This window comes from Bacteroidota bacterium (assembly GCA_019637975.1).
Classification (GTDB): Bacteria; Bacteroidota; Ignavibacteria; order UBA10030; family UBA6906; genus CAADGV01.
Genome location: JAHBUR010000013.1, coordinates 104,443 through 124,194, shown reverse-complemented (window position 1 = coordinate 124,194; position 19,752 = coordinate 104,443). Strand labels below are relative to the sequence as shown.

The 19,752-nt window shown below is 49.6% G+C and carries 21 protein-coding genes; 11 read left to right on the top strand and 10 right to left on the bottom strand.

Going from position 1 to position 19,752, the window contains the following annotated elements:
- Positions 1-72: 72 nt before the first annotated feature.
- From KF749_09475 to KF749_09440, 8 genes are all read right to left on the bottom strand, one after another.
- Positions 73-1,032: a hypothetical protein gene (locus KF749_09475; protein ID MBX2991388.1), complete on the bottom strand. Its 960-nt coding sequence runs from the start codon at positions 1,030-1,032 to the stop codon at positions 73-75.
- Positions 1,033-1,225: 193 nt separating this feature from the next.
- Positions 1,226-1,687 (bottom strand): hypothetical protein, encoded by a 462-nt coding sequence (locus tag KF749_09470; GenBank protein ID MBX2991387.1) that lies wholly within the window; start codon positions 1,685-1,687, stop codon positions 1,226-1,228.
- Between the two features lie 106 nt (positions 1,688-1,793).
- On the bottom strand, positions 1,794-2,252 hold the full coding sequence (locus KF749_09465; GenBank protein MBX2991386.1) for a hypothetical protein: 459 nt from the start codon (positions 2,250-2,252) through the stop codon (positions 1,794-1,796).
- 33 nt (positions 2,253-2,285) lie between these two features.
- Complete coding sequence (locus KF749_09460; protein MBX2991385.1) at positions 2,286-2,792, bottom strand: hypothetical protein; 507 nt, start codon at positions 2,790-2,792, stop codon at positions 2,286-2,288.
- 402 nt (positions 2,793-3,194) lie between these two features.
- A complete protein-coding gene (locus KF749_09455; protein MBX2991384.1) occupies positions 3,195-4,481 on the bottom strand; it encodes a hypothetical protein in 1,287 nt (428 codons plus the stop codon).
- Positions 4,482-4,485: 4 nt separating this feature from the next.
- Positions 4,486-5,943 carry a hypothetical protein gene (locus KF749_09450; protein ID MBX2991383.1) on the bottom strand — a complete coding sequence of 486 codons (1,458 nt, stop codon included), beginning with the start codon at positions 5,941-5,943 and terminating at the stop codon, positions 4,486-4,488.
- Complete coding sequence (locus KF749_09445) at positions 5,861-7,207, bottom strand: hypothetical protein (GenBank protein MBX2991382.1); 1,347 nt, start codon at positions 7,205-7,207, stop codon at positions 5,861-5,863. The genes KF749_09450 and KF749_09445 overlap by 83 nt, the downstream gene beginning before the upstream one ends.
- Before the next feature lie 16 nt (positions 7,208-7,223).
- Positions 7,224-7,970: a hypothetical protein gene (locus tag KF749_09440; GenBank protein ID MBX2991381.1), complete on the bottom strand. Its 747-nt coding sequence runs from the start codon at positions 7,968-7,970 to the stop codon at positions 7,224-7,226.
- Positions 7,971-8,509: 539 nt separating this feature from the next.
- On the opposite strand from KF749_09440, the gene KF749_09435 reads away from it, so the two are divergent.
- The 3 genes from KF749_09435 (at position 8,510) to KF749_09425 (ending at position 10,446) form a co-directional block, all read left to right on the top strand.
- On the top strand, positions 8,510-9,052 hold the full coding sequence (locus KF749_09435; protein MBX2991380.1) for a SocA family protein: 543 nt from the start codon (positions 8,510-8,512) through the stop codon (positions 9,050-9,052).
- A 20-nt stretch (positions 9,053-9,072) separates the two neighbouring features.
- Positions 9,073-9,363, top strand: a complete 291-nt coding sequence (locus tag KF749_09430; protein ID MBX2991379.1) for a hypothetical protein — start codon at positions 9,073-9,075, stop codon at positions 9,361-9,363.
- 912 nt (positions 9,364-10,275) lie between these two features.
- The gene (locus KF749_09425) at positions 10,276-10,446 is read left to right on the top strand and encodes a DUF1508 domain-containing protein (protein ID MBX2991378.1); all 171 of its coding nucleotides are present in this window, start codon (positions 10,276-10,278) and stop codon (positions 10,444-10,446) included.
- 177 nt (positions 10,447-10,623) lie between these two features.
- On the opposite strand, the gene KF749_09420 is transcribed toward KF749_09425, so the two are convergent.
- Together KF749_09420 and KF749_09415 are read right to left on the bottom strand one after the other, a co-directional pair.
- Positions 10,624-10,773, bottom strand: coding sequence for a hypothetical protein (locus KF749_09420; GenBank protein MBX2991377.1), 150 nt, complete (start codon positions 10,771-10,773; stop codon positions 10,624-10,626).
- Between the two features lie 13 nt (positions 10,774-10,786).
- A complete protein-coding gene (locus KF749_09415) occupies positions 10,787-11,689 on the bottom strand; it encodes an IS1595 family transposase (protein ID MBX2991376.1) in 903 nt (300 codons plus the stop codon).
- 443 nt (positions 11,690-12,132) lie between these two features.
- On the opposite strand from KF749_09415, the gene KF749_09410 reads away from it, so the two are divergent.
- The 8 genes from KF749_09410 (at position 12,133) to KF749_09375 (ending at position 19,742) form a co-directional block, all read left to right on the top strand.
- Positions 12,133-12,954 (top strand): M48 family metallopeptidase, encoded by an 822-nt coding sequence (locus KF749_09410; protein MBX2991375.1) that lies wholly within the window; start codon positions 12,133-12,135, stop codon positions 12,952-12,954.
- A gap of 124 nt (positions 12,955-13,078) precedes the next feature.
- The gene (locus KF749_09405) at positions 13,079-13,624 is read left to right on the top strand and encodes a hypothetical protein (protein ID MBX2991374.1); all 546 of its coding nucleotides are present in this window, start codon (positions 13,079-13,081) and stop codon (positions 13,622-13,624) included.
- A 113-nt stretch (positions 13,625-13,737) separates the two neighbouring features.
- Positions 13,738-14,535, top strand: a complete 798-nt coding sequence (locus KF749_09400) for an ABC transporter permease (GenBank protein ID MBX2991373.1) — start codon at positions 13,738-13,740, stop codon at positions 14,533-14,535.
- A 50-nt stretch (positions 14,536-14,585) separates the two neighbouring features.
- A complete protein-coding gene (locus KF749_09395) occupies positions 14,586-15,317 on the top strand; it encodes an ABC transporter ATP-binding protein (protein ID MBX2991372.1) in 732 nt (243 codons plus the stop codon).
- A 44-nt stretch (positions 15,318-15,361) separates the two neighbouring features.
- Positions 15,362-16,318: an MCE family protein gene (locus KF749_09390; protein ID MBX2991371.1), complete on the top strand. Its 957-nt coding sequence runs from the start codon at positions 15,362-15,364 to the stop codon at positions 16,316-16,318.
- A gap of 286 nt (positions 16,319-16,604) precedes the next feature.
- The gene (locus tag KF749_09385; GenBank protein MBX2991370.1) at positions 16,605-17,378 is read left to right on the top strand and encodes an energy transducer TonB; all 774 of its coding nucleotides are present in this window, start codon (positions 16,605-16,607) and stop codon (positions 17,376-17,378) included.
- A 190-nt stretch (positions 17,379-17,568) separates the two neighbouring features.
- A complete protein-coding gene (locus KF749_09380) occupies positions 17,569-19,206 on the top strand; it encodes a DEAD/DEAH box helicase (protein ID MBX2991369.1) in 1,638 nt (545 codons plus the stop codon).
- A 26-nt stretch (positions 19,207-19,232) separates the two neighbouring features.
- Positions 19,233-19,742 (top strand): GNAT family N-acetyltransferase, encoded by a 510-nt coding sequence (locus KF749_09375; GenBank protein MBX2991368.1) that lies wholly within the window; start codon positions 19,233-19,235, stop codon positions 19,740-19,742.
- The last annotated feature ends 10 nt before the right edge of the window (positions 19,743-19,752 follow it).

Genomic DNA, 19,752 nt, shown 5'->3' with positions numbered 1-19,752 from the left:
AAGAACCGACTGATGTTTGAGCATGTGTCCGGCCTAGTTTCTTCGCAGTTTGCGGTTGGCTGATTCTGGGCATTATTGAACAATGTACCGAAGAACAGACTGATAAGAGAGACTGTCTTGGCCTTTGTTTCTCAACCCCACGGTAAGATCTCCTTCTTTGACCGCTATCTCACCGTAGAATAGTCCATTTTGTTCTGACAGAAAACACCAAGTGATGTCATTTATCAGGACGATTTCCTTTGCATTTGGTGCTGTTAGCTGAAAATAGTACCTCTTGCCAACCTGGAGTTCCTTCATGTGTGGAACACTGTGAAAGTACACATCCCCTCCGCTGAACGTAAAAAGGTCGGGAAAGCCATTAAACTCTTTCTCAGCGAGAAGCAAACATGCTTGTTCTACTGAGAAGCCAAGTTCAAAGAACGATGGACGCAATACTGGTCGTTTTTCAAACTCCTGCAGCGATATTGGCACTGAAAGAAGTTGCCACTTCGTCTCCATGGGAAAATGATCAAAGCTGAAGTACTCAGGTGGCGTTAAAAAGTATGACTCATCTAATGCCTTTACGTATTGCCTTTCATCATTTGCGTAGCCGGACCCCCAAGTTGCGTCAACCAAAAACCAGGTTCCATCAATTTGCACAGCGTTCCAAGCATGATTGGGTTCCTTCCCTTCGAATGGCTCGCGTTCGGTGTATCCGTACCCTTTTCCGTACCCCGATATGGTCACCACTGCAATTCCTGATGGTTTGAGTAACATCTCGAACAACTCGGCATAGCCGCCACAGAGTGCAGTACGGGTTTGAAGCACATTGTTTCCCGACATTCTCTTCGTGGGCTTCCGGGCAGGAGGGACAAAGAATGACTGGATATCATAAACAATGTTCCCGGCTATCCAGCGAAAGACTGAACGCACCTTCTCACGATCATTAGCCGCTCCTGCAAGCAGATAACCGCTAAGGGTCTCTACTGATTTCTCAACTTCTGGAGAACTGCTTATCGCGTATTCGTCTATGCGACGATAATCATACTTCAATGGAAGAGAACGTGCTTCGTGTCGAGGTTCGCGAAGTAAGACGCATGGCTCTTCAGCAAGGCCCCGGAATAAGAAAGCGACAACTGCGAACAATGGAAGGAACAGCAACCTCAATAAGAGTTCAAGAACGTTGCAAGAACAAGAAGGTAACGCCATGCTGCGATCTAACAAAGAGACAAGTTTCCTGGCTTTCTCACAACAAGAAATTAACACCTGCGATGAGGTGGTAACCCCTGAACGTCCGACCGTCAAAGAGAAAATCGGACGACGCGTTCAACCAGAAGTTCTGACTGCCAAGACGCAGGCCCCCACTAAGGATAGCACTGCCAACCTTCGTGCGGTTGGCGACTCGACCTGTAGCCGCGTTTGTGAGAGTTGACCTTTGCACAATGGCCACTTCGTAATTGTCCCAAAGATACCCTCCGCCCAAATCCACGATCATACCTTTTGTTAGCGCAAACGTCACCGCCCCTTTGAGGGTGAACCCTAACCCTTCAGCACTCAGGTCGGTTGCCGTGCCCTGATTCTCGTATACGCGTTGTTCCTGCCCTTGCACTATGTAGTGTACCCGGATGTCGGCTAGGAAGAAGCGATTTATCCACAAGCCGAAGGAGACGGCGCCTCCCCGGTAGACTCTAGTTCGAATATTCTGCATTGGGAGGAAGTCATATCGCTTTGCCCAAGCCTGATAGTGGAACCCGAGCAGAGCAGTTAGGGCAGTTGGAAGGGTACATACGTCACGGCGTAAGAAAGTTGATCGATCATTCTACCGAGAATAGAGAAAAGAACAGGTATCTTTGGAAGAACACCTTGTACTCAGCGAATTCCGTTCTCAACTGCTCTCTCTTTTGAGATGCCCGCTGTAACTTAAGGATTTCTGTACAGTATCCATCGAAATCTCTGATTTTGGAGTAAAGAGTATCTTGCGTGTTCTTGCTGACGAGAAAAGGCTGAATACCATAATACGCCATCTCCAGACCATCAATGTTCTTCTGCAGTTCCTTACCATTCCCGCTCATGGCATTGTCGTATGCATACAATAGATTCTGCATGAACGTTGCATAGCCCTCCCTCTTTGGAGTTGACGTTACTTGGTAGATAGCGCTTTCGGATGAAACCTTCATTTGCTCCCACTGCAAGTAAGATGTTAATGCTATGCTGACCAATGGAACAACTACGGTCCAGTCAATCTTTCGGGCTGTATCACCTAGCTTTCCCATAGCTGCTCTAGACATTCCGTGGCATAGAAGTCTTCAGTTTTCTTGTTTTGTCTTCTTCAGAGCATACACGCGCAGTTCAGCAATACTGATGAACCGGGTGTTTCTATCTCCTCCAGGTGTCCCTACCAACCTGATTGCATCGCCCGATGTCAGAGTCAAATTAACGCGATAGCTATCAAAGTTTCTGCCACTTCTCCCCGAGTAGCGCGGCGTGGAATCAAACCTTGTTGACAGAACTATCTCTCCGCGGTCAAGAATCTCTATCCACAATGAGTCAAACCATCCGCCGTTAACACGGTGGATTCCCTCTTGAAAATCCAGAGTACAAAATGTCCATGTTGTATCGAATGCAAATCCTACTGTGTCATAATCGGGTTTGGGGTCTTTTCTCGAGTAGCTGGAGTACTGCTGAGAATCTTGGCCTGTTCTGATGTCAGGGCGGATACCATCTCTAATTACATTTGGATTGGCATTTGACGATGATACCGTGGGTTGTTCGCTTCTCAAGACGAACTTCCCCCTCCCAGTTATGTCAACCATTGGATCTGGCTCAACAGCGATTGCTGTGTCAGGCGCAAAGGTGTGTGACGATCTTACGACTTCTTCTTGCGCAGGAGATTGAGTTTGGGCGGACCTGCGAGACCAAGATTGCGCTGGTGTCTTCACCGAGTCACTGATTTTGTTTTCGGGTGGTGCTTTGCCTACCGAGTCGAGTCCAGCCTTCTCGAGGCGGCCTCGTTCACCTCGTTTTTCCTGCTCCATTCTGCCAGGCTTGGGAGAAGGGGGAGAATCAGACCTAGCATCATTGCAGATGAAATCTGTCCCGCTTAAGAGGAAAGCGATAACAAGTGCTTGTGACAAGGCAAGCATACGAATGGCTTCTTAAGTTGGTCGAGCTGACGTTTGGGATCCTCCTAGTTCCTTTTGCTGGCGAACAGAGGGCTAAAAACTAAACTTAAACCCGACAGTTGCCGCAAAATAATCTCTCTTTTCCCACGGGCGAAGGTCTTTGCGAAGCACACGGGAATACTTGATATCGAAGAACATGAAGTAGGGGAGATACTCCGCCCATGCACCGACCATCAGTAGCCGGGAGTATTGTGCCGAGAGTGCGAACCACTCAACCCGCTGGTTTCTATACTCCACCGAGAGATAGGGGAAAAAGTCAGGCTTGTACTTCTCAAGGATCTCAATATCGAGCGAGGAATCGTAGTACCGCCCGCGAACAACCCGCTGTGCTCCTGCCCCGAGCTTGAACGCAAGCAGTTGAGCGTCCGAATCGAACAACCAGTCAAGTGCGTAATAAAAGTGACCCAAACTCGTAATGGAGAAAAGCGAATCGGTATAGCTCACTGTGTCTGGTCCCATGATTTCTGTTTTCCGCACTCCCACGAGGTATTCGGGTCGCCTCTTGCCAAGCTCCCCAATCGAAAAGCTCCCTCCAATTCCGGCATAGCTCTGGAACTCGCCCACCTTCAGTTCTTCCCATTCAATCTCGATCTCCCCGGCCACCCCTGTGCTGCCGTTTATCAACCTCCTCAAAACCTGAGGAGTACAGTCTTCCTTGCCACCATGCACAGGCAGTCGCGCCCCAAGTTTGAGAGCTTTGTAGGAGGCGAGCACCCACGCTTGACCCGATGTCCAGAAAGGATAACCGAGCATATCGTCACCGACGCGTCCAATTACACCCCAATCATTACCGAAGCGGACTCCCACCTCGAACAGCGAAAACGATGCAGCTGCCCATTTGGGTGCTACAGGCCTTGGCTGAGGGGGTCGTTGTTGGCGGCGCTTGTAGCCGTCAGGCTCGAGATCCTCCAACTCATAGTTCCGTGAGACAATATCCCGTATCAATCTGCTGTCAAGATGAGTTCTGATTGAGTGCGGACCTGTGGTAACCCTCCCAATCCGGATTTCCGCAATTGTACTGTCATTGCGGAGGATAACAAAAATCGTGTCTTGCGTGCTGAACTCGTAGTTAGCTTCTCGGAACACGTTGAAGATGCGCAATCGTAGCCCTTCATCGAAGACAGCCCATATTTTGAAGAACTGCGTGTACTCAGGGTTCGCTTCGTCAAGCGCCTCGCGAATACGTTTTAGTGACTCGACTTCTTCCCTTGCCTCCCTTAAGGAATCTTGTAGCGACTGCGGGTACACTTGCTCGGTAGAAACACCAAGTAGTAAGACGGCACCGATCAAGAAAGAACAAGTTGTTCGTGATGGTATCATGGCATTAGAAGGCAAACGTGATTGGTACGTTCATGGTGACAAAATGCGTAGGTTCCCACGGATAACGGCTGCGTAGTATTGGCAACCCGCCCTTAAGCTCAATTCTTATGTGGTTCGGTAGAAGTTCAAGCCAGATTGTTGTCATCAACCATTCGTGGTAATATTGAAAAGAACCTCCAAACCTATCATCGGAGCGCTGATCCATGATATCACAGCTGATATACGGGCTCCAAAATGGGCGGTCGGATTCGCCGCTCGGCAAAATTTTCGATCTATCTCCGCTAGCAGAATATGTCATGATATCCCGAGCAATCTGATGGTATCCACCGCCAACCTTGACTCGTACAAGATCAGCAGAGTTCTTGATAGTTATGGTGAAAGAATACCACGCCTGTGCCATAACACTGATTCTGTAGATGTTTGGAAGTTGAGCAAACGTGCCGTTGACATCAGAGCGCCGTGCCCCAACCAACAATGCACCTCCAGCAAAGGCGAAATCGAACTCCCCATGCATACCAAACCCCCCGTCGAGCCCGCGGGGTGTCCAGAGCTTCCCGGTCAGGCGATTGTCAGGTGAGCCCAGCCAGAGAGGGATCTGTCCTCCCAACTTTATTCTCTTATAGAGAATCAGGATGGAACTATTGCCCGAATACCAGAACGGATAGTTCATTTCCTCATTTCCAAGTTTGAACTCGATGCCCCACTTGTCATCTATTTTGCAATTCAATCTCTCGGGGAATCTTGCCGAAAAAACAGTGGAAGCGCTATGGTCAATACCCTCGATGGCGTATCGGTTGAAGTATTTTATTGTTGTATCTGCCCCGTTGAATATCCGAGGCGCGGACACACTTGCAATTTGGACCGAGTCTAGAAGTTCGGCACGCCTGCCCGGACTTTCTATTATTTGGCGCCTAAGATCCTGGTTTTCCCTTTTCTTGTAAAGGAATTCTCGCAATTCTGCCCCCTTTACAATGTTAATTCCTGAAAACAGCACAATAAGATCGTTATGTGGTGGCGGTGTTGCCACCACATAAAACGGGTCTTTCTCTCTCAGGAATTGGTCGGAGCCCATTGTCTGCAAGTATTTGGAGCGGATTGAGTCCTCCAACTCAGGATTCTCAATCCACCACGCCCTCAGTTTTGTGAAATAGAAATCCTCGCGCTGAACTTTCTCAACTTCAGAGTAGAGTCTCTTTATCTGCCGTTTATAACTCTCCAATTGTGCTGTGCTATCCTCGGTACTCTGCGGATAAACGGCTTGAGAAGTGAAGCAGAACAACATTGCAAGCGCAACCAGCATGCCACATGCTGAAGACCTCGATATTCCTCTACGTGGTTTGTGATCACCGTAAGCGCAGCATTGATCAAGCTCGAACATGTCAATTGTATCGAATAGTGATGGTACGGGCAGGCGTCTTGGAGACACCGCCGATTCCGATGGCCTGTACTCGTAGTTCGACATGGGGAGTCCTAATGTTCTTTGTGTCTTTGATGGTAATAACAAAATTCTTGGCCTTCCCTTGAGGCTCGAGTAGGGCTCTAACCCCCGAGGGCTGGATGACGTTCATGTTAATAGCGACCGGTCCGCCATCTATATCCTCGGAGAAGAACTCGACGCGAACATCATCGTCTCCTCTCTTTACTTCTCCCCATCTGATTTCAGGCGGAGGCGGCTCCTTTACCTGTACATCAATTTGCTTGAGTATATTGTTGCCGGCAACAGCTTTGAAAGCCACTCTCGACCACGACGGGTCAATCTTCTTTTCATACGGATACTGGTTGGGAGAGATTGTTTCGATCAACATGTCGTTTGCGTGCATTTGAACGACATACTCATCTGCGTTCATACCGCCAAGCCCGCTTTCCCATCGATAATTCACGTTCTTATACGCTGTCGTTTTCGGATCGGGTTGCCATCGCGGTGGTCCAACATCAATCACGAACCTGGTCTCTGCAACATCATCATTTCCCAAACCCCGGTTCGCCGAACCGCGCACCGTTACGCTTGTTACCCCGACGTCTGGATTGTCCCAATTGAGGCGAATGGTGTTCTTCGTCCTTTCAAGATAGAATGGCCGCGGAGGGTTGCTGACAAGAGTAACTCCTACCCTGAAAGGGTCTACATTCGAAACAAAAATTCTCTTCGAGTACTTCCTGCCTGTAATCCATTTGTCAAAAGTCCTGTCAACTTCAAACGCAAGCGGCAGGAATTCCCCTTCTTCACCCACCTTCAGAACGAATCTGACGCGCTTACTTTCCTGATCCTTCAGCTCTTGAGCGAGTGCTTTTTCCAAACCTCTCTTTAGATTTCCTGATATCTTCTGCGGAAACTCCCGATCAACTTTGCAATATGCCTCGAATGTATACTCCGACTTCTGGCCAATTGGCAGGTACATTAACCCATTCCCACTAGAGTCGCGTTCGATACGCACGAGGTGCCAGTCAGGAGGTACCGAGTCTATCGCATTCACAAAATACCGGACATTCTTCTTTTCGGAGTACGTTGCCAACCCGGCAATTGAAAGAAGAACGGGCTGTTCACTCATGAGCGGCAAACGGACTACATCCGGCACCGTCAAGACAGGTGCCTTGAGAATTTCCTCCATCAAAACCGAGATAACTTGTTTTCCTTCGGCCTCCGCAATGTCGCGTTCGTCTGTTACCAACAACAGACCAGTCAGCGCGACCAAGTAAAGGACAAAATACGGTGTTATCGTTTTGTTCATGACAATCTCACAATTCTCAAAGGAGATTCTTGATCCGGTCGATTTCTCTCCTGACGCGCTTCTCAACTAACTGATCCACCGTCTGGACTCCTTCACGAGCAAACTCGTTTTTCAACTCCTTGAGCATTAAAGCAGCCTCCTCAAGGGAAACCGTCTCAGAACGTTTCCGCCTCGTGTCCTCCGGCGTAAACATTTGAAGGACACCAAGGAATACTAATAGCAGCAATTCGAGCGCAAGGGCAGACAGTACGATTGCCTCGCGTAATCTGCTTTGATCATTTAAGAACCATGAGGGAAGAGACCACGTACTAAGGTCTCCAAGTCCCCTCAAGCCTACGATTACTACCAGCAAACCGGCCCCGATGTAAACTGCACCAGCAACATTGTTCGTGTAGACAGGGACAACCATGTCCTGCATCCATTCTCCCAGTAGCGTCCGGTCATCGTTCCCGAAATGGTGAATAGACTTGACGACTCTCTTCAAATCCAACCTCGCTCTTCTCAATTCGGAGGCTGATATTTCGTTGTGGCCGAATGCTTCCTTTGCCGATCGGAGATTATCGGTCCCTTTGACAAGTTCCGGTTGAGATTGAATGAGATTTCTCCCCCACAAGGAGTTTTCGGTATAATGTCTGTCTTGATGCTCAGCACGAACAACATAATGATGAGCCCATTGCTTGTGCATCTTAATCCACACCTTTCTCATCAAGTTGATCCTTTCGACAAAGGGCTTCTGATTTGGTTGCGTGTTGGGATTTTCCATCGAGTACCTCGTAGAATGGTTGAGGCTTCTTATTAGTAGAGTGGCACGAAACGACCAGCCGAGTTCAAATATGGGCGGAGGGTTTCGCTCAAACCGGCCCCGTTTTGATTGTGGTTACTGCACGGAACAACAATTATGCTATTTCGATCTCAACAGAATTAAAAAGTGCGGTAAGGTAGGCAGCTTCGCACAACACTTTTCAGGACCATCCAACACAGTGTTGCCACGGTACCGCTGTATTAGTGAAGCTTCTTAAGAAGAGATGTAACTACCCCAAAGGGTAGGATCCGTCCATTTTTGGGGCTGGCGAATGCTAACCATTATTATTCGTATTGTCAAGCACAAATCTCGGGGATTATATAGTTGACAAACCGAATATGGCTGGAACTAAGGCGACATTTTTGTCGTTATTTTTCTTGACAGGCTGGGGAAAATGACTTATATTTCAAGCGTAGCGCAGAGGTTACTCCCCTTGATCCACCAAATCAACAAAAAGAAGTTCAGCCGATAAAATATCGGTTGGGAGGGCGCAAGACATTATGAAGACATATAATACGGCAAAATTCAAAGAACTTGTACTGCACATTTGTTACGAGAATAGAGACAATCCAAAGTTCTCTGCAACGGTGCTAAATAAGATGTTGTACTACACGGATTTCTTTTGGTATGCTCAAAACGGTTCAACGATTACTGGTGATGATTACATCAGGGAGAAGGCTGGACCAATCCCAAAACATCTTGTCCCGGTTCGGGAGAATTTGAAAGCGCGCGGGCACTTAGTACTTCGCAAAGAAAAATACTTCGGCTATGACCAGATAAAGCCAACAGTTGAGGAAAAACCTGACTTGCGAGCACTCACGGAAGATGAGATTGATTTTGCAACGCAAGTTGTCGAATACTTCAAGAAGTATAATGCTACTGAACTTAGTAATCTCACGCATAAAGAGTTGAGTTGGCAAGTGCTAAAAACCGGGGAGACTATTCCCCCTGCATCCATATTCTTGCGGTTCAACAACCCAGTACCATTAGAAGCAATGGGGTGGGCTAAGGGTGTCATAAAGAAAATTCGTTTAGCTGCTTAAAACCACTTCGGGGGATCACAGTGTACGATTGCAGGGAATCCCATCGCTTCCAAAAGAGTATTGACAAGCTGGAAAAGAAATACCCACGAGTCAAAGAGCTAAAAGAGAACTTCATCCTCATTGCAAGAGATCCGCGCCGCTTTACTACGATACCGGGAGAACCAGATGTTTACAGAATTTTGAAAACGGATGAACTCCCGGTTGAGGATGTCCCCATTGTATATATTCTATTTGAGATAATTGAAAACGACGAAGAGAAGCTAATTGAGTTTCTTGACATCACCGATGCAGCAACACTGAAGTCCTCCTAACCAATTCTTCCAACCAACAATCCCCTTCGCTCCGTTCCTGCCCCAGTATCAGTTCTTTGTTGTGGATAAATACGTGTGTTTCATGTGGATAACGCGTGGAAAGGTTCTGCGATGGTGAGGTTGTCCGATAGCCGTAAGTATTTACTATTCAAGGGGGTTTAGCCGGATGGGATACAGTTTTTTCTTCTTCGCGCGAGACCAACCGATTTACTTTGATAAATGTGCATAACTTCTCTGATGATCCTATTGATAAAACCGATGTAATAAGCTATATTTCAAATCAGTTGGCTGTCTGTAAGTCATTGAAAACGCGCGCGTTACAGGCGGCAAAAAGGAAAGGCGAACCCTTTTGAGATTCGCCTTCCACATTTGGATTTTATGATTCATGAAGCAGACCGAACTGGCTGGAACCGGCTCGATCTGAAACCCTAAAGAGAACTGGGGTAGTTTGCATTTGGGATGATCCCCATTTGCGCTTTCAAGATAAACTGAATAGGGATCGAAGTCAAGAGTGTTGACATTTTTTTTGAACCAAAGTTGAGCAAATAAACAAGAAAAAGCCTGCCGCGTAGACGCTAATCAACTGGCAGGCTTCGCAACCACCCTTTTCGAGAAAGGAGGCTGTTATGAAAATGCGACTTTCGGGAAACCGAATTCGCGATACTTGATGCGACTACCCGCTACGGCGGGTAAGATTCCTAAACCAAACAAACGTTCGTACTACAAACGAGGGAACTTTAGCGGGTATTTGTACTGCAAGCTCTCCATCATATCGGGCAAGCGGCAGTTTCTTGAGTCTCGCTTCTGCATCTGCTTTATCTGTTGCGGGAATATCAAGAGTCCACCAAGTTCCGGCATGGTAGTATCTGAACAGAAAAACTTTTGTCGAACTATCCATAGAAAGGCAATACAATGTTTTTTCAAATCTATCAAGACTCCAGCAATTACTGGAGATGGCGGTTAAAAGCCGCAAACTACAAGATCGTTGCCGACTCAGGCGAAGGCTATTACAATAAGTCTGACTGCTTGGCCGGTATTAATCTTGTGAAAAGTGCATGGAACGCGCCAGTTTACGACGCATAGCCACGCGCAGGAAACCAACAACGAGATACCGGGCGGATTTCCGCCGTCCGGTATCTTTAGTTATCGGCAAGATAGGTTACGAGCATTAGGAGATTTTTGACACCCCTGTTGACATTGAGTCAACAGACAACTATCTTACCAATGTCCCGTTGGTTCAAATAGTTGCTTTGTAGGAGCCTATGCGCGAGAACGCATAGGCTTTCTTTTTTTCTTCTTAGCTTGTGGCTTAACCTGCAACAGCCTTCTTATCGCTTCTTCTGGTTCCAACGGATAGAGAGAGACAGGTTTTTCATTCGTATGCTTTTTGTTCTCTGCTTCCTTCTTCATGCGTTGAGCCTTGTCAGTCCCGGTACATGAGCCTCTTTCCTTCTGTGCTCATAATTGCGGAAACCGTTCTATCGTGATCGTCAATCTTTCGACGATTGTATCGGAAATCAAATTCGGCAAGGTAGCGGTGAAGGTGTTCCTTGCTGACGTGATGATACACGCCGTTGATTCCGCGTTTCAGTAATCCGAAATACCCCTCAACCGTGTTCGTGGTCACGTTGCCGCGAACGTATTCAAACTCGCTATGCTTGACTGTCTTGTGGGAAGCAAACTCTTTCCCCACCTTCTTGTAGCCGTCAAGCTCATCTGTCATAAGATGGGAAGAAGGATGAACATTTGCAAGTAGCGTTTCCTTTAACGTCGCTGCCGTCACGGTAGGTACAACGAAAGAACGTACCTTGCCGTTCCGTTGAACCAATGCCACAACGGGAGTCTTATTTTCTAAACCTGTTTGCCGTCCCACGCGCCGGCTCTTTCCGCCTATGTAGGTCTCATCCGCTTCAATCGTTCCCTGCATTCTACGCGTGTGCTTCTGCTCCATTGCAAAGCGGATCCTGTGAGCCATGAACCACGCGGATTTGTAGGTAATCCCAAGTTGACGGTGTAATTGATGCGCGCTCATTCCCTTCTTGGAACTACACAAGAGGGAAATCGCTTGAAGCCAGATATACAGGGGGATGTGGGAATCTTCAAAGATAGTCCCAACCGTAACTGTGAATTGATTGCTCGTTTTGTTCCTTCGGCAATCACGGCAACGGTACAAGCCTTGACGGACTTTCTTTCCGGGCTTCGCTTCGATCTTAGCAACGTCCATGCTACCGCAACGGGGACAAGCTACCCCAGAACCCCAGCGGAGTCTTTCGAGGGTTTCCCTTGCTTCGTTCTCTTTCGCCTCATTGTGAGCGAGTCCGCTGATCGTCAGGCTTTTCTTTGCGAGTTTCATTGTGTCCTCAGTTCGATTAACTGAGTACAATATACAAAACTAATCTTGGTTTGTCAAGTATATAATTCCCCAAATCTCTCGTATTGCAATTTTTAATCATCTCTTGGCGGTACTGTCAATGCTTGCATTTCGTGACACCCTCTTCGTCAAAAGAAGGTTTGCGAAGATTCTCTGTGCAGGTCCAGGGGCTTCTCTTCCGCCCAGTTTTTTGCGGGTTGAATCGGCGGTCGGAGAAAAATGCGAAGGTGACCTTCAACGCAGATTCGCTGACTGATTCCATTGTCATGTCAGCCGCGAGTAATTGAAGGTGGCTGATTCCGTGATGATGACAACAATTTCATTTTGTTGCAGATAATCCAGAACTGTTGTATTCTTAGTCAACCAAGGGGGTCTTCCACAAAAGAAAGGACACGGCAATGATTCGAATTAAACGCTTCTACCTTCCGGCAGTCGTCGTTATCGTGTTGTCGGTCGTTTTTGTCACGTGCACCACCAACCCGGTGACCGGGCGGAAGCAGTTAACTATCATTCCCGCGGGTGAAATGTTAAGCATGAGCTACTCGCAATACGATCAGTTTCTCAAAGAGAACAAGGTCAGCACCGACCAGAAAGCCACCGAAATGGTGAAACGGATCGGCCACAAGATCCAGAATGCGGTTGAACAATATGCACGGCAAAGCGGCTGGGCTGACAGGCTGCAGGGGTACAACTGGGAATTCAATCTGGTTGACAACGAGCAGGTGAACGCGTGGTGCATGCCGGGCGGAAAAGTCGTTGTGTATACAGGAATCCTCCCTGTCACAAAGACGGAAACCGGCCTCGCCGTTGTGATGGGACACGAAATTGCACACGCAATTGCCGAGCACGGAAATGAGCGCATGAGCCAGGGTTTGCTTGCCAATCTCGGCGGCATGGCGCTTGCAGTTGCCGTGAAAGACAAGCCGCAAGAAACACAGAACCTCTGGATGACGGCATTCGGCGTCGGCGCGCAGTTTGGTGTGTTGCTTCCGTTCAGCCGCTCGCAGGAGAGCGAGGCGGACAGAATGGGATTGATTTTCATGGCGATGGCAGGGTATGATCCACGGGAAGCGGTAACATTCTGGGAGAGAATGGCCGCCGCAAAAGGCGGAGCCGCGCCCCCCGAGTTTCTCAGCACACACCCGTCGGATGAGACCCGTATTGCTGATATTAAGGCACACTTACCTGAAGCACTGAAATACTATACGCCAGCCAAATAGTTTTTTTTGATCTGCTTTTAACACGGGTGAGGCAACACACTGAAACCTCACCCTGTTCCGGCGAAACACTCGGATTTCTGTGCGAAAAGAAAACGGGGCTTCCTTCCCTACACAATCTCTCTAATTGCCTTCTCTTACTATGCCCGATATTGATTTCTATTATCTTTTTCCGATCATAATCGGACTTCTCCTTCTCTTTGCCGGACGGAAAGTTCTGTGGCTCTTCGTCGGCGGTGTCGCATTCATGCTGGTGATGAGCATAGCTCCGCGATTTATTCATCATCAGGAATCCATGATCTTCTATGTTGCGCTCGGTGCCGGACTGGCGGCTGCGGCTGCCGGATTTTTCCTGCAAAAGATCGCTGTTCGTGTAGCGGGATTTGTCGCCGGCGGCTATGTGTTCTTTAGCATGATGGAGGAGTTCGCAACCCACAGTGCTCTCCCTTCGTGGCTGCCCTTTGTTGTCGGGGGAGTTCTTGGGGCAATTCTTCTTTCCTTTCTCGTCGAGTGGGCGTTGATCATTCTCTCGTCGCTTACCGGCGCATTTCTCATTACAGAAAGTCTCAACCTGGAACCCAACATCAACACCGCGTTGCTGGCCGTGCTGACGCTCATCGGAATCGCCGCTCAGGGAACAATGAAGGGAAGCCAATACAAAGGAAAGCCCTGATGTATCCGCCCCCGCTGCAGTTTGTAAAATCTCTTCTCCCTCAATCCCTTTTTGCGTATTTTTAGCATCGTGATTCTGAAAACCTACAAGGAGATTGCGCAATCGTTCTAAAGATGTGGAATGCAGTCGGAGAGTATGCCGAGACATTGAACGAGCGTCTCAAAGACTTCGTGCATACACTGCAGGAATTCTATCTCTTTTCCGTACGTACGTTCAAAAGCTTCTCGTCCACACGACGGTATTGGGGTGAGATTCTGAACCAGATGTACATCTGCGGCACGGAGTCGATACCCATCATCTTTGTCAGCTCGCTTGCCATCGGATGCTTGCTGACGGTCGAAGTCGGAAACCAGCTCGAAGGCTTCGGCGCGAAGCTGCTGACCGGACGCACAACGGCGCTTTCGGTGATTCGGGAGATGGGCCCGATTGTAACCGGCCTGATGCTTTCGGCGCGTGTTGGCGCACGCAACGGAGCCGAACTTGGCGCAATGCAAATCTCCGAACAAATCGATGCGCTACGGGCATTCGGCACCGACCCGATTGCACGGCTCGTGATGCCGCGGTTATTCGCGGCGCTTGTCATGTTCTTCCCCCTGACGGCGTTGAGTGATTTTGTGGGATTGGTCGGCGGAGGAATCGTCGCGCAAATCTACCATCATATTGATCCGGGCTTCTATTGGAACTCCGCCTTGAACCAGCTTATTGTAAAGGACTTTGTTGTCGGGGCGGTGAAGCCGTTTGTGTTCGCAGTGATTATTACTCTGGTAAGTTGCTTCAACGGTTTTTCAGCGCAGGGAGGAACCGCGGGCGTCGGACGTTCAACCATCAAAGGCATTGTGGTCTCATCAGGCCTTGTGCTCGTTGCCAACTTCTACATCTCCAAGTTGGTGCTGGAGAATATGAACTTCTGATAAACTCCTTCCGTTGGAATTTGGTATTTGAGATTTGGAATTTCCCGTAAATGATTGAATTCAAAGACGTACATCTTTACTATTCGGGCCGCGAGGTTCTCAACGGGATTTCGATGCAAATTCCCGACGGCAAGATCACGGCGATTCTCGGTCCGTCGGGCTCCGGAAAGAGTACCATCATCAAGCTGATGTTGGGATTGATTCAGCCGACATTCGGAGAGATCTATATTGACGGAATCGAAATCAGCAAGTTCAGCGAGGAGGAACTGTTCCCGATTCGGAAGAAGATGGGGATCGTTTTTCAGGGCAACGCGTTGTTCGATTCGATGACCGTGAGCGAGAATATGGGATTCTTCCTGCGCGAAAATCTCAATCTGCCCGAACATGAAATAGCGCATCGCGTGCAGGAACAATTGAAGTTTGCCGGACTCGAAGCCCATGCGCATCAGTTGCCGGACAGTCTTTCCGGCGGCATGCGGAAGCGTGTTGCAATCGGGCGGGCGTTGATTTTCGAGCCGGAGATGGTACTGTTCGACGAGCCGACTGCCGGACTCGATCCGGTCAGCTCGAACAAAATCCTCGCATTCATCGGCCAGCTCAAGAAAGAAAAAGGCCTCGGTGCCGTGATGGTTACGCATATCATCAACGATGTGTTCAGCATCGCCGATGATGTGCTGATTCTCTATCACGGCGAAATCATCTTTCACGACGAACCGGAGAAGATGCAGGAATGCGACCATCCGTTCGTACAATCCTTCCTGCTCGACCCCGAAGAACTGTGACTCTATGAACTCAAAAAACTCTTCAAACTCTCAACTCGACATTTATGGCTAAAATCAACACATCGCCCACAGGCGGAGTCGGCTGGCGGAATCTCCGCACGGGGATCTTGTTCGTTGCCGGACTCATTCTTGCGGGAATACTCGGACTTGTTATCGGCAAGAACACGAACATCCTGACGCGGCACGATACGGCCTATCTTTTCATTTCCAGCATAAAAGGATTGTCCGAAGGCAACATGGTTGCCGTTTCCGGTAAGAAAATCGGCGTTGTGAAGAGTATGGATTTTTCGACGCGCAACGATACAACCGGCGTTCTCGTCACGCTCGACATCACGAGAAACTACTTCGGCTTGATCACGAGCGACTCCAAAGCGACGATCAAGGCTCTCGGTGTTTTAGGCGACAAGTTTGTGGATATCACGCTCGGCCAGTCCAAACAAATGCTGCCGGAAGGCGGTTTCCTCGACGTTGTTGCCGAGCCGGGACTCGAAGATCTGATTGCCTCGGCAATTCAGACGATGGATACGATTCAAGTCATCTCCCAAAAAATCAGCAAAGGAGAAGGCACGATCGGCAGGCTGATTACTTCGACGGAACTGAATGACAAGCTTCTGAAAACCGCCGCCAATGTCGAAGCAATGACGAAGCAACTCACCAGCGGTGAGGGACTTGCAGCGCGGCTCATCAACGACAAGCAGATGGCGGGACATGTCTCCTCCCTCATAACAAACCTCTCTGACGTGACGACATCCCTCAAAGAAGGCAAAGGAACTCTCGGCAAACTCATTGTTGATGAATCGTTCTACAACAATCTCAGCTCGGTTATTCGCCGCTCCGATTCTCTCTTCTCACGGCTCAACGACCCGTCGAACAGTCTCGGCAAGCTCACGAACGACGACGAACTCTACCGGCATATAGATCACAGCATTCTTTCGCTCGACTCGCTTCTGATGGATTTCAAACAGAATCCGGGGCGGTACGTAAAGGTGAGTGTGTTTTAGGGAAACATGAATGGTGTTGAGAGTTTGCAGACACAGTACCGTTGGACTCTCATCATTATTCACCTGCCATCCATTGCAAACTGCAATTCATCCGTTCGATTCATTTCCCGGCTGCTTACAAGCATTGTACTGTTTTAGGTACAACCCGTCCTGCAAAATGCAAGAGGAGTCTTCCTCGACTGCGGCATTCGACATGAATTTGCAGGATACGTCATGGCACCTTCTTTGATTGCTGAGTTGTTGGCGTTACTAACCGTTCTTCCATCAACACACAATGGAGGTAGCCATGACGTCACCGGCATTTGCTGCAACAAGCAGACGGCCTGCGTATTCCGTTTCGTTGGTCTATCGCGCAATGGAAACGGAACGCATCCAACAACGCAACATTCTTCTTGCGCTGGTTGTTTCGGTTGTGATTCATGCGATGGTGATTGGGGCTTACTTCGTTCTTCCGGCCATGCAATCGCCAATTGACATGACAAAGGTGGAGTGGAAAAAGCCCCGCGGCATCCCCGTAGAACGCGGTCCGATCAATTTGGAAGATTACACTCTTCCCTCACCTCGAGGTGGCGCTTCTCCGAAAGCGACGGATATTGCGGCGGGTAAGATAGTTGTTGTGCCCGATGCCGTTGCCGACAAAACGAAAACACTCGCGACGCAGCATGAAATCTCACGGGGGGATGCCATTGGCGGAGAGGAAGGTACCGGTGACGATGAGGGAATAAGCGCTGGTCCGGGGACCGGCGATATTCCGGATGTAACCGCAGAGCCCGTGCCATTTGAGATTGTTGAACACTTTCCGGAAGTGGTGAAGCGCGTAACCCCGCAGTATCCCGATCTGGCCCGACGGGCGGGTATTGAGGGAAAAGTAACCGTCAGGATTTGGGTGACGAAAGAGGGAAAAGTGCGTGAGGCCCGGATCTATGCAAGCGACAACGAGCTGTTCAACGACGCGGCAATTGAAGCGGCGAAGCAGTTTGTGTTCACACCCGGATATATGAGCAGCGGCCCGGTGGATGTGTGGGTTAGCGTTCCCTTCACCTTCAAACTGAAACGCTAAGCGCCCAAAAGCCCCCCTACGGGAGGCCCGAAACGCGGGCCTCCTCGTCTTTCATCTCACCGCCATACTTCGTATCTTGAACTGCCGGACGTACGGCTTCCCTTTCAACACTCATACGCGCAAAGACTGATACATCGAACCCTCATCTTCTCCTCATAACAGAGGCATCCGTTCCTCAAATCCGATCTGAATGAAAAAAGTCATCAAGAAAGTTGCTTCATGGTTAAGCGGCAAGATTCGGGGAAAGAAAAAGACCCCGGCCACCGTTGAACCGCCCAAGCAGCGGCAGCAGACACCGCCAAAACGTGAGAGCAGCCGGCGCGGGTATCAGGGGAAGAATCCTCGTCCGCAGAGTCAGCGGGGTGAGCGACCACGACAACAGCGAAGCGAGCGGCCGCAGAGAGCCGATAATCGTACTCGCCCGCAACGCCCTCCAACACGACCGCCTCGTCAACATTCGCAGCCTCGAACCCAGCGTGAACCTGAAGCACCACTTGTTGATAATTGGCAGATTTCACAGTTTGATGTCCCGCCGATCGAAGGAAAGACCCGTTTTCATGACTTCAACCTTCCGAACCCAATCATGCATGCAATCGCCGACCTGAACTTTCAGTATTGCACGGCGGTGCAGGCGGAGATTCTGCCAAAATCGTTGGAGGGGAAAGACTGTACGGGCAGGGCGCAAACAGGTACGGGAAAGAGTGCCGCATTCTTGATCACGATTCTCTCACATCTGCTTCGCAAACCTCTTGCGGAGCGGCGAAAGGCAAGCCCGCGGGCGCTGATTCTTGCCCCGACGCGTGAGCTTGTGTTGCAAATTGAGAAGGATGCCAAATCACTTTCAAAATACACACATGCGAAAATCGTGGCGGTGTTTGGCGGAATGGACTACGAGCGGCAGAAGCGATGGCTTGACGGGCAGGTGGATATTGTTGTTGCAACGCCGGGAAGGTTGATTGATTTTCAAAAGCAACATCATATTCATCTCTCCCACGTTGAGATACTGGTTATTGACGAAGCGGACAGGATGCTGGATATGGGGTTCATTCCCGATATCCGCAAGATCGTGATGAGCACGCCTCACAAAGACAAACGGCAGACGATGTTCTTCACGGCAACACTCACGGATGATGTACGGCGGTTGGCCGGAAATTGGACCCGCGAAGCGCATCACGTTGATATCGAACCGGAACAGGTAAGCGTGAAAGCAATTGATCAGCGCGTCTATATCGTGACCACAGAAGACAAGCTGAAGCTCCTCTACAACATGATCGTGCAGGAAAATCTGGAGCGGGTGATTGTGTTTGGAAACAGAAAAGACAGCACGCACAGGCTTGCGGAACAACTGATGTCGCGGGGAATTTCCTGCGGATTACTTTCCGGAGATGTGTCACAGCATGAACGCGTGAAAACGTTGGAGGGATTCCGGGAAGGAAAGTTCAGGATCCTTGTCGCAACCGATGTCGCGGCACGAGGCCTGCACATCGAAGGAGTCAGCCATGTCGTGAACTACAACCTGCCGCTTGATGCAGAAGACTACGTTCACCGCATCGGCAGAACAGGAAGGGCGGGCGCAAGCGGCATTTCCGTGAGCTTTGCTTGCGAAGAAGACGGGATGCAGATTCCTCTCATTGAAGAGTTTATCGGCAGAAAGCTCGAATCCATCTATCCTCCCGAAGAATGGCTGAAGGAACTGCCTCCTCCCGTTGCCGGCTCTCCGAAAATCCGGATTGAGGCAAAGAAGAAATACGACCGCCCCCGGCGATTCGATCGCCCCCGCCGAAGCGGCCCTCGCCGTCCCGGCCACGGAGGCGGAGAGAAGAAGTGATTCTTCGGCTCTTCGACGATTGGTGTGTGCGGAGCTTCGCCGTTACCGATGCGGAAGCAATTGCAAAGTACGCCAACAACCGGCATGTCTCCATCAACCTTCGCGATTCGTTTCCCTATCCCTATACAGTACAGGACGCGAAACGGTGGCTGCGCGCCGTGAAGAAGCATCAGCCCGAAACGGGTTGGGCTATTGCATCGCCTCAGGAAGTAATCGGCGGAATCGGCATTCACATACAGCCTGATGTGTACCGTCACTCGGCGGAGTTGGGCTACTGGGTCGGAGAGCCCTTCTGGAAAAAAGGAATTGCAACTGCCGCGGTCAAAGCCGTCGTCGACTATGCCTTCACGAATTTCGATATTGTCCGGCTCTTTGCCGGTGTATTCGAGTGGAATCCGGCATCAAGCCGGGTACTTGAAAAGGCCGGATTCACCTGTGAATCACGCATGAGAAAATCCGTCACGAAAGACGGCAAACATATCGACCAGTTGATGTATGTAGTTTTGAGAGGGGAGTGGGAGGAAAGAGGCAGGTAGTGAGCAGCAT

Excerpts from the sequence above, each read along its gene's own strand:
- KF749_09470 (MBX2991387.1), bottom strand. The coding sequence starts at position 1,687 with ATGCAGAATATTCGAACTAGAGTCTACCGGGGAGGCGCCGTCTCCTTC.
- KF749_09465 (MBX2991386.1), bottom strand. The coding sequence starts at position 2,252 with ATGGGAAAGCTAGGTGATACAGCCCGAAAGATTGACTGGACCGTAGTT.
- KF749_09460 (MBX2991385.1), bottom strand. The coding sequence starts at position 2,792 with ATGGTTGACATAACTGGGAGGGGGAAGTTCGTCTTGAGAAGCGAACAA.
- KF749_09455 (MBX2991384.1), bottom strand. The coding sequence starts at position 4,481 with ATGATACCATCACGAACAACTTGTTCTTTCTTGATCGGTGCCGTCTTA.
- KF749_09450 (MBX2991383.1), bottom strand. The coding sequence starts at position 5,943 with ATGTCGAACTACGAGTACAGGCCATCGGAATCGGCGGTGTCTCCAAGA.
- KF749_09445 (MBX2991382.1), bottom strand. The coding sequence starts at position 7,207 with ATGAACAAAACGATAACACCGTATTTTGTCCTTTACTTGGTCGCGCTG.
- KF749_09440 (MBX2991381.1), bottom strand. The coding sequence starts at position 7,970 with ATGGAAAATCCCAACACGCAACCAAATCAGAAGCCCTTTGTCGAAAGG.
- KF749_09435 (MBX2991380.1), top strand. The coding sequence starts at position 8,510 with ATGAAGACATATAATACGGCAAAATTCAAAGAACTTGTACTGCACATT.
- KF749_09425 (MBX2991378.1), top strand. The coding sequence starts at position 10,276 with ATGTTTTTTCAAATCTATCAAGACTCCAGCAATTACTGGAGATGGCGG.
- KF749_09420 (MBX2991377.1), bottom strand. The coding sequence starts at position 10,773 with ATGAAGAAGGAAGCAGAGAACAAAAAGCATACGAATGAAAAACCTGTC.
- KF749_09410 (MBX2991375.1), top strand. The coding sequence starts at position 12,133 with ATGATTCGAATTAAACGCTTCTACCTTCCGGCAGTCGTCGTTATCGTG.
- KF749_09400 (MBX2991373.1), top strand. The coding sequence starts at position 13,738 with ATGTGGAATGCAGTCGGAGAGTATGCCGAGACATTGAACGAGCGTCTC.
- KF749_09395 (MBX2991372.1), top strand. The coding sequence starts at position 14,586 with ATGATTGAATTCAAAGACGTACATCTTTACTATTCGGGCCGCGAGGTT.
- KF749_09390 (MBX2991371.1), top strand. The coding sequence starts at position 15,362 with ATGGCTAAAATCAACACATCGCCCACAGGCGGAGTCGGCTGGCGGAAT.
- KF749_09385 (MBX2991370.1), top strand. The coding sequence starts at position 16,605 with ATGACGTCACCGGCATTTGCTGCAACAAGCAGACGGCCTGCGTATTCC.
- KF749_09380 (MBX2991369.1), top strand. The coding sequence starts at position 17,569 with ATGAAAAAAGTCATCAAGAAAGTTGCTTCATGGTTAAGCGGCAAGATT.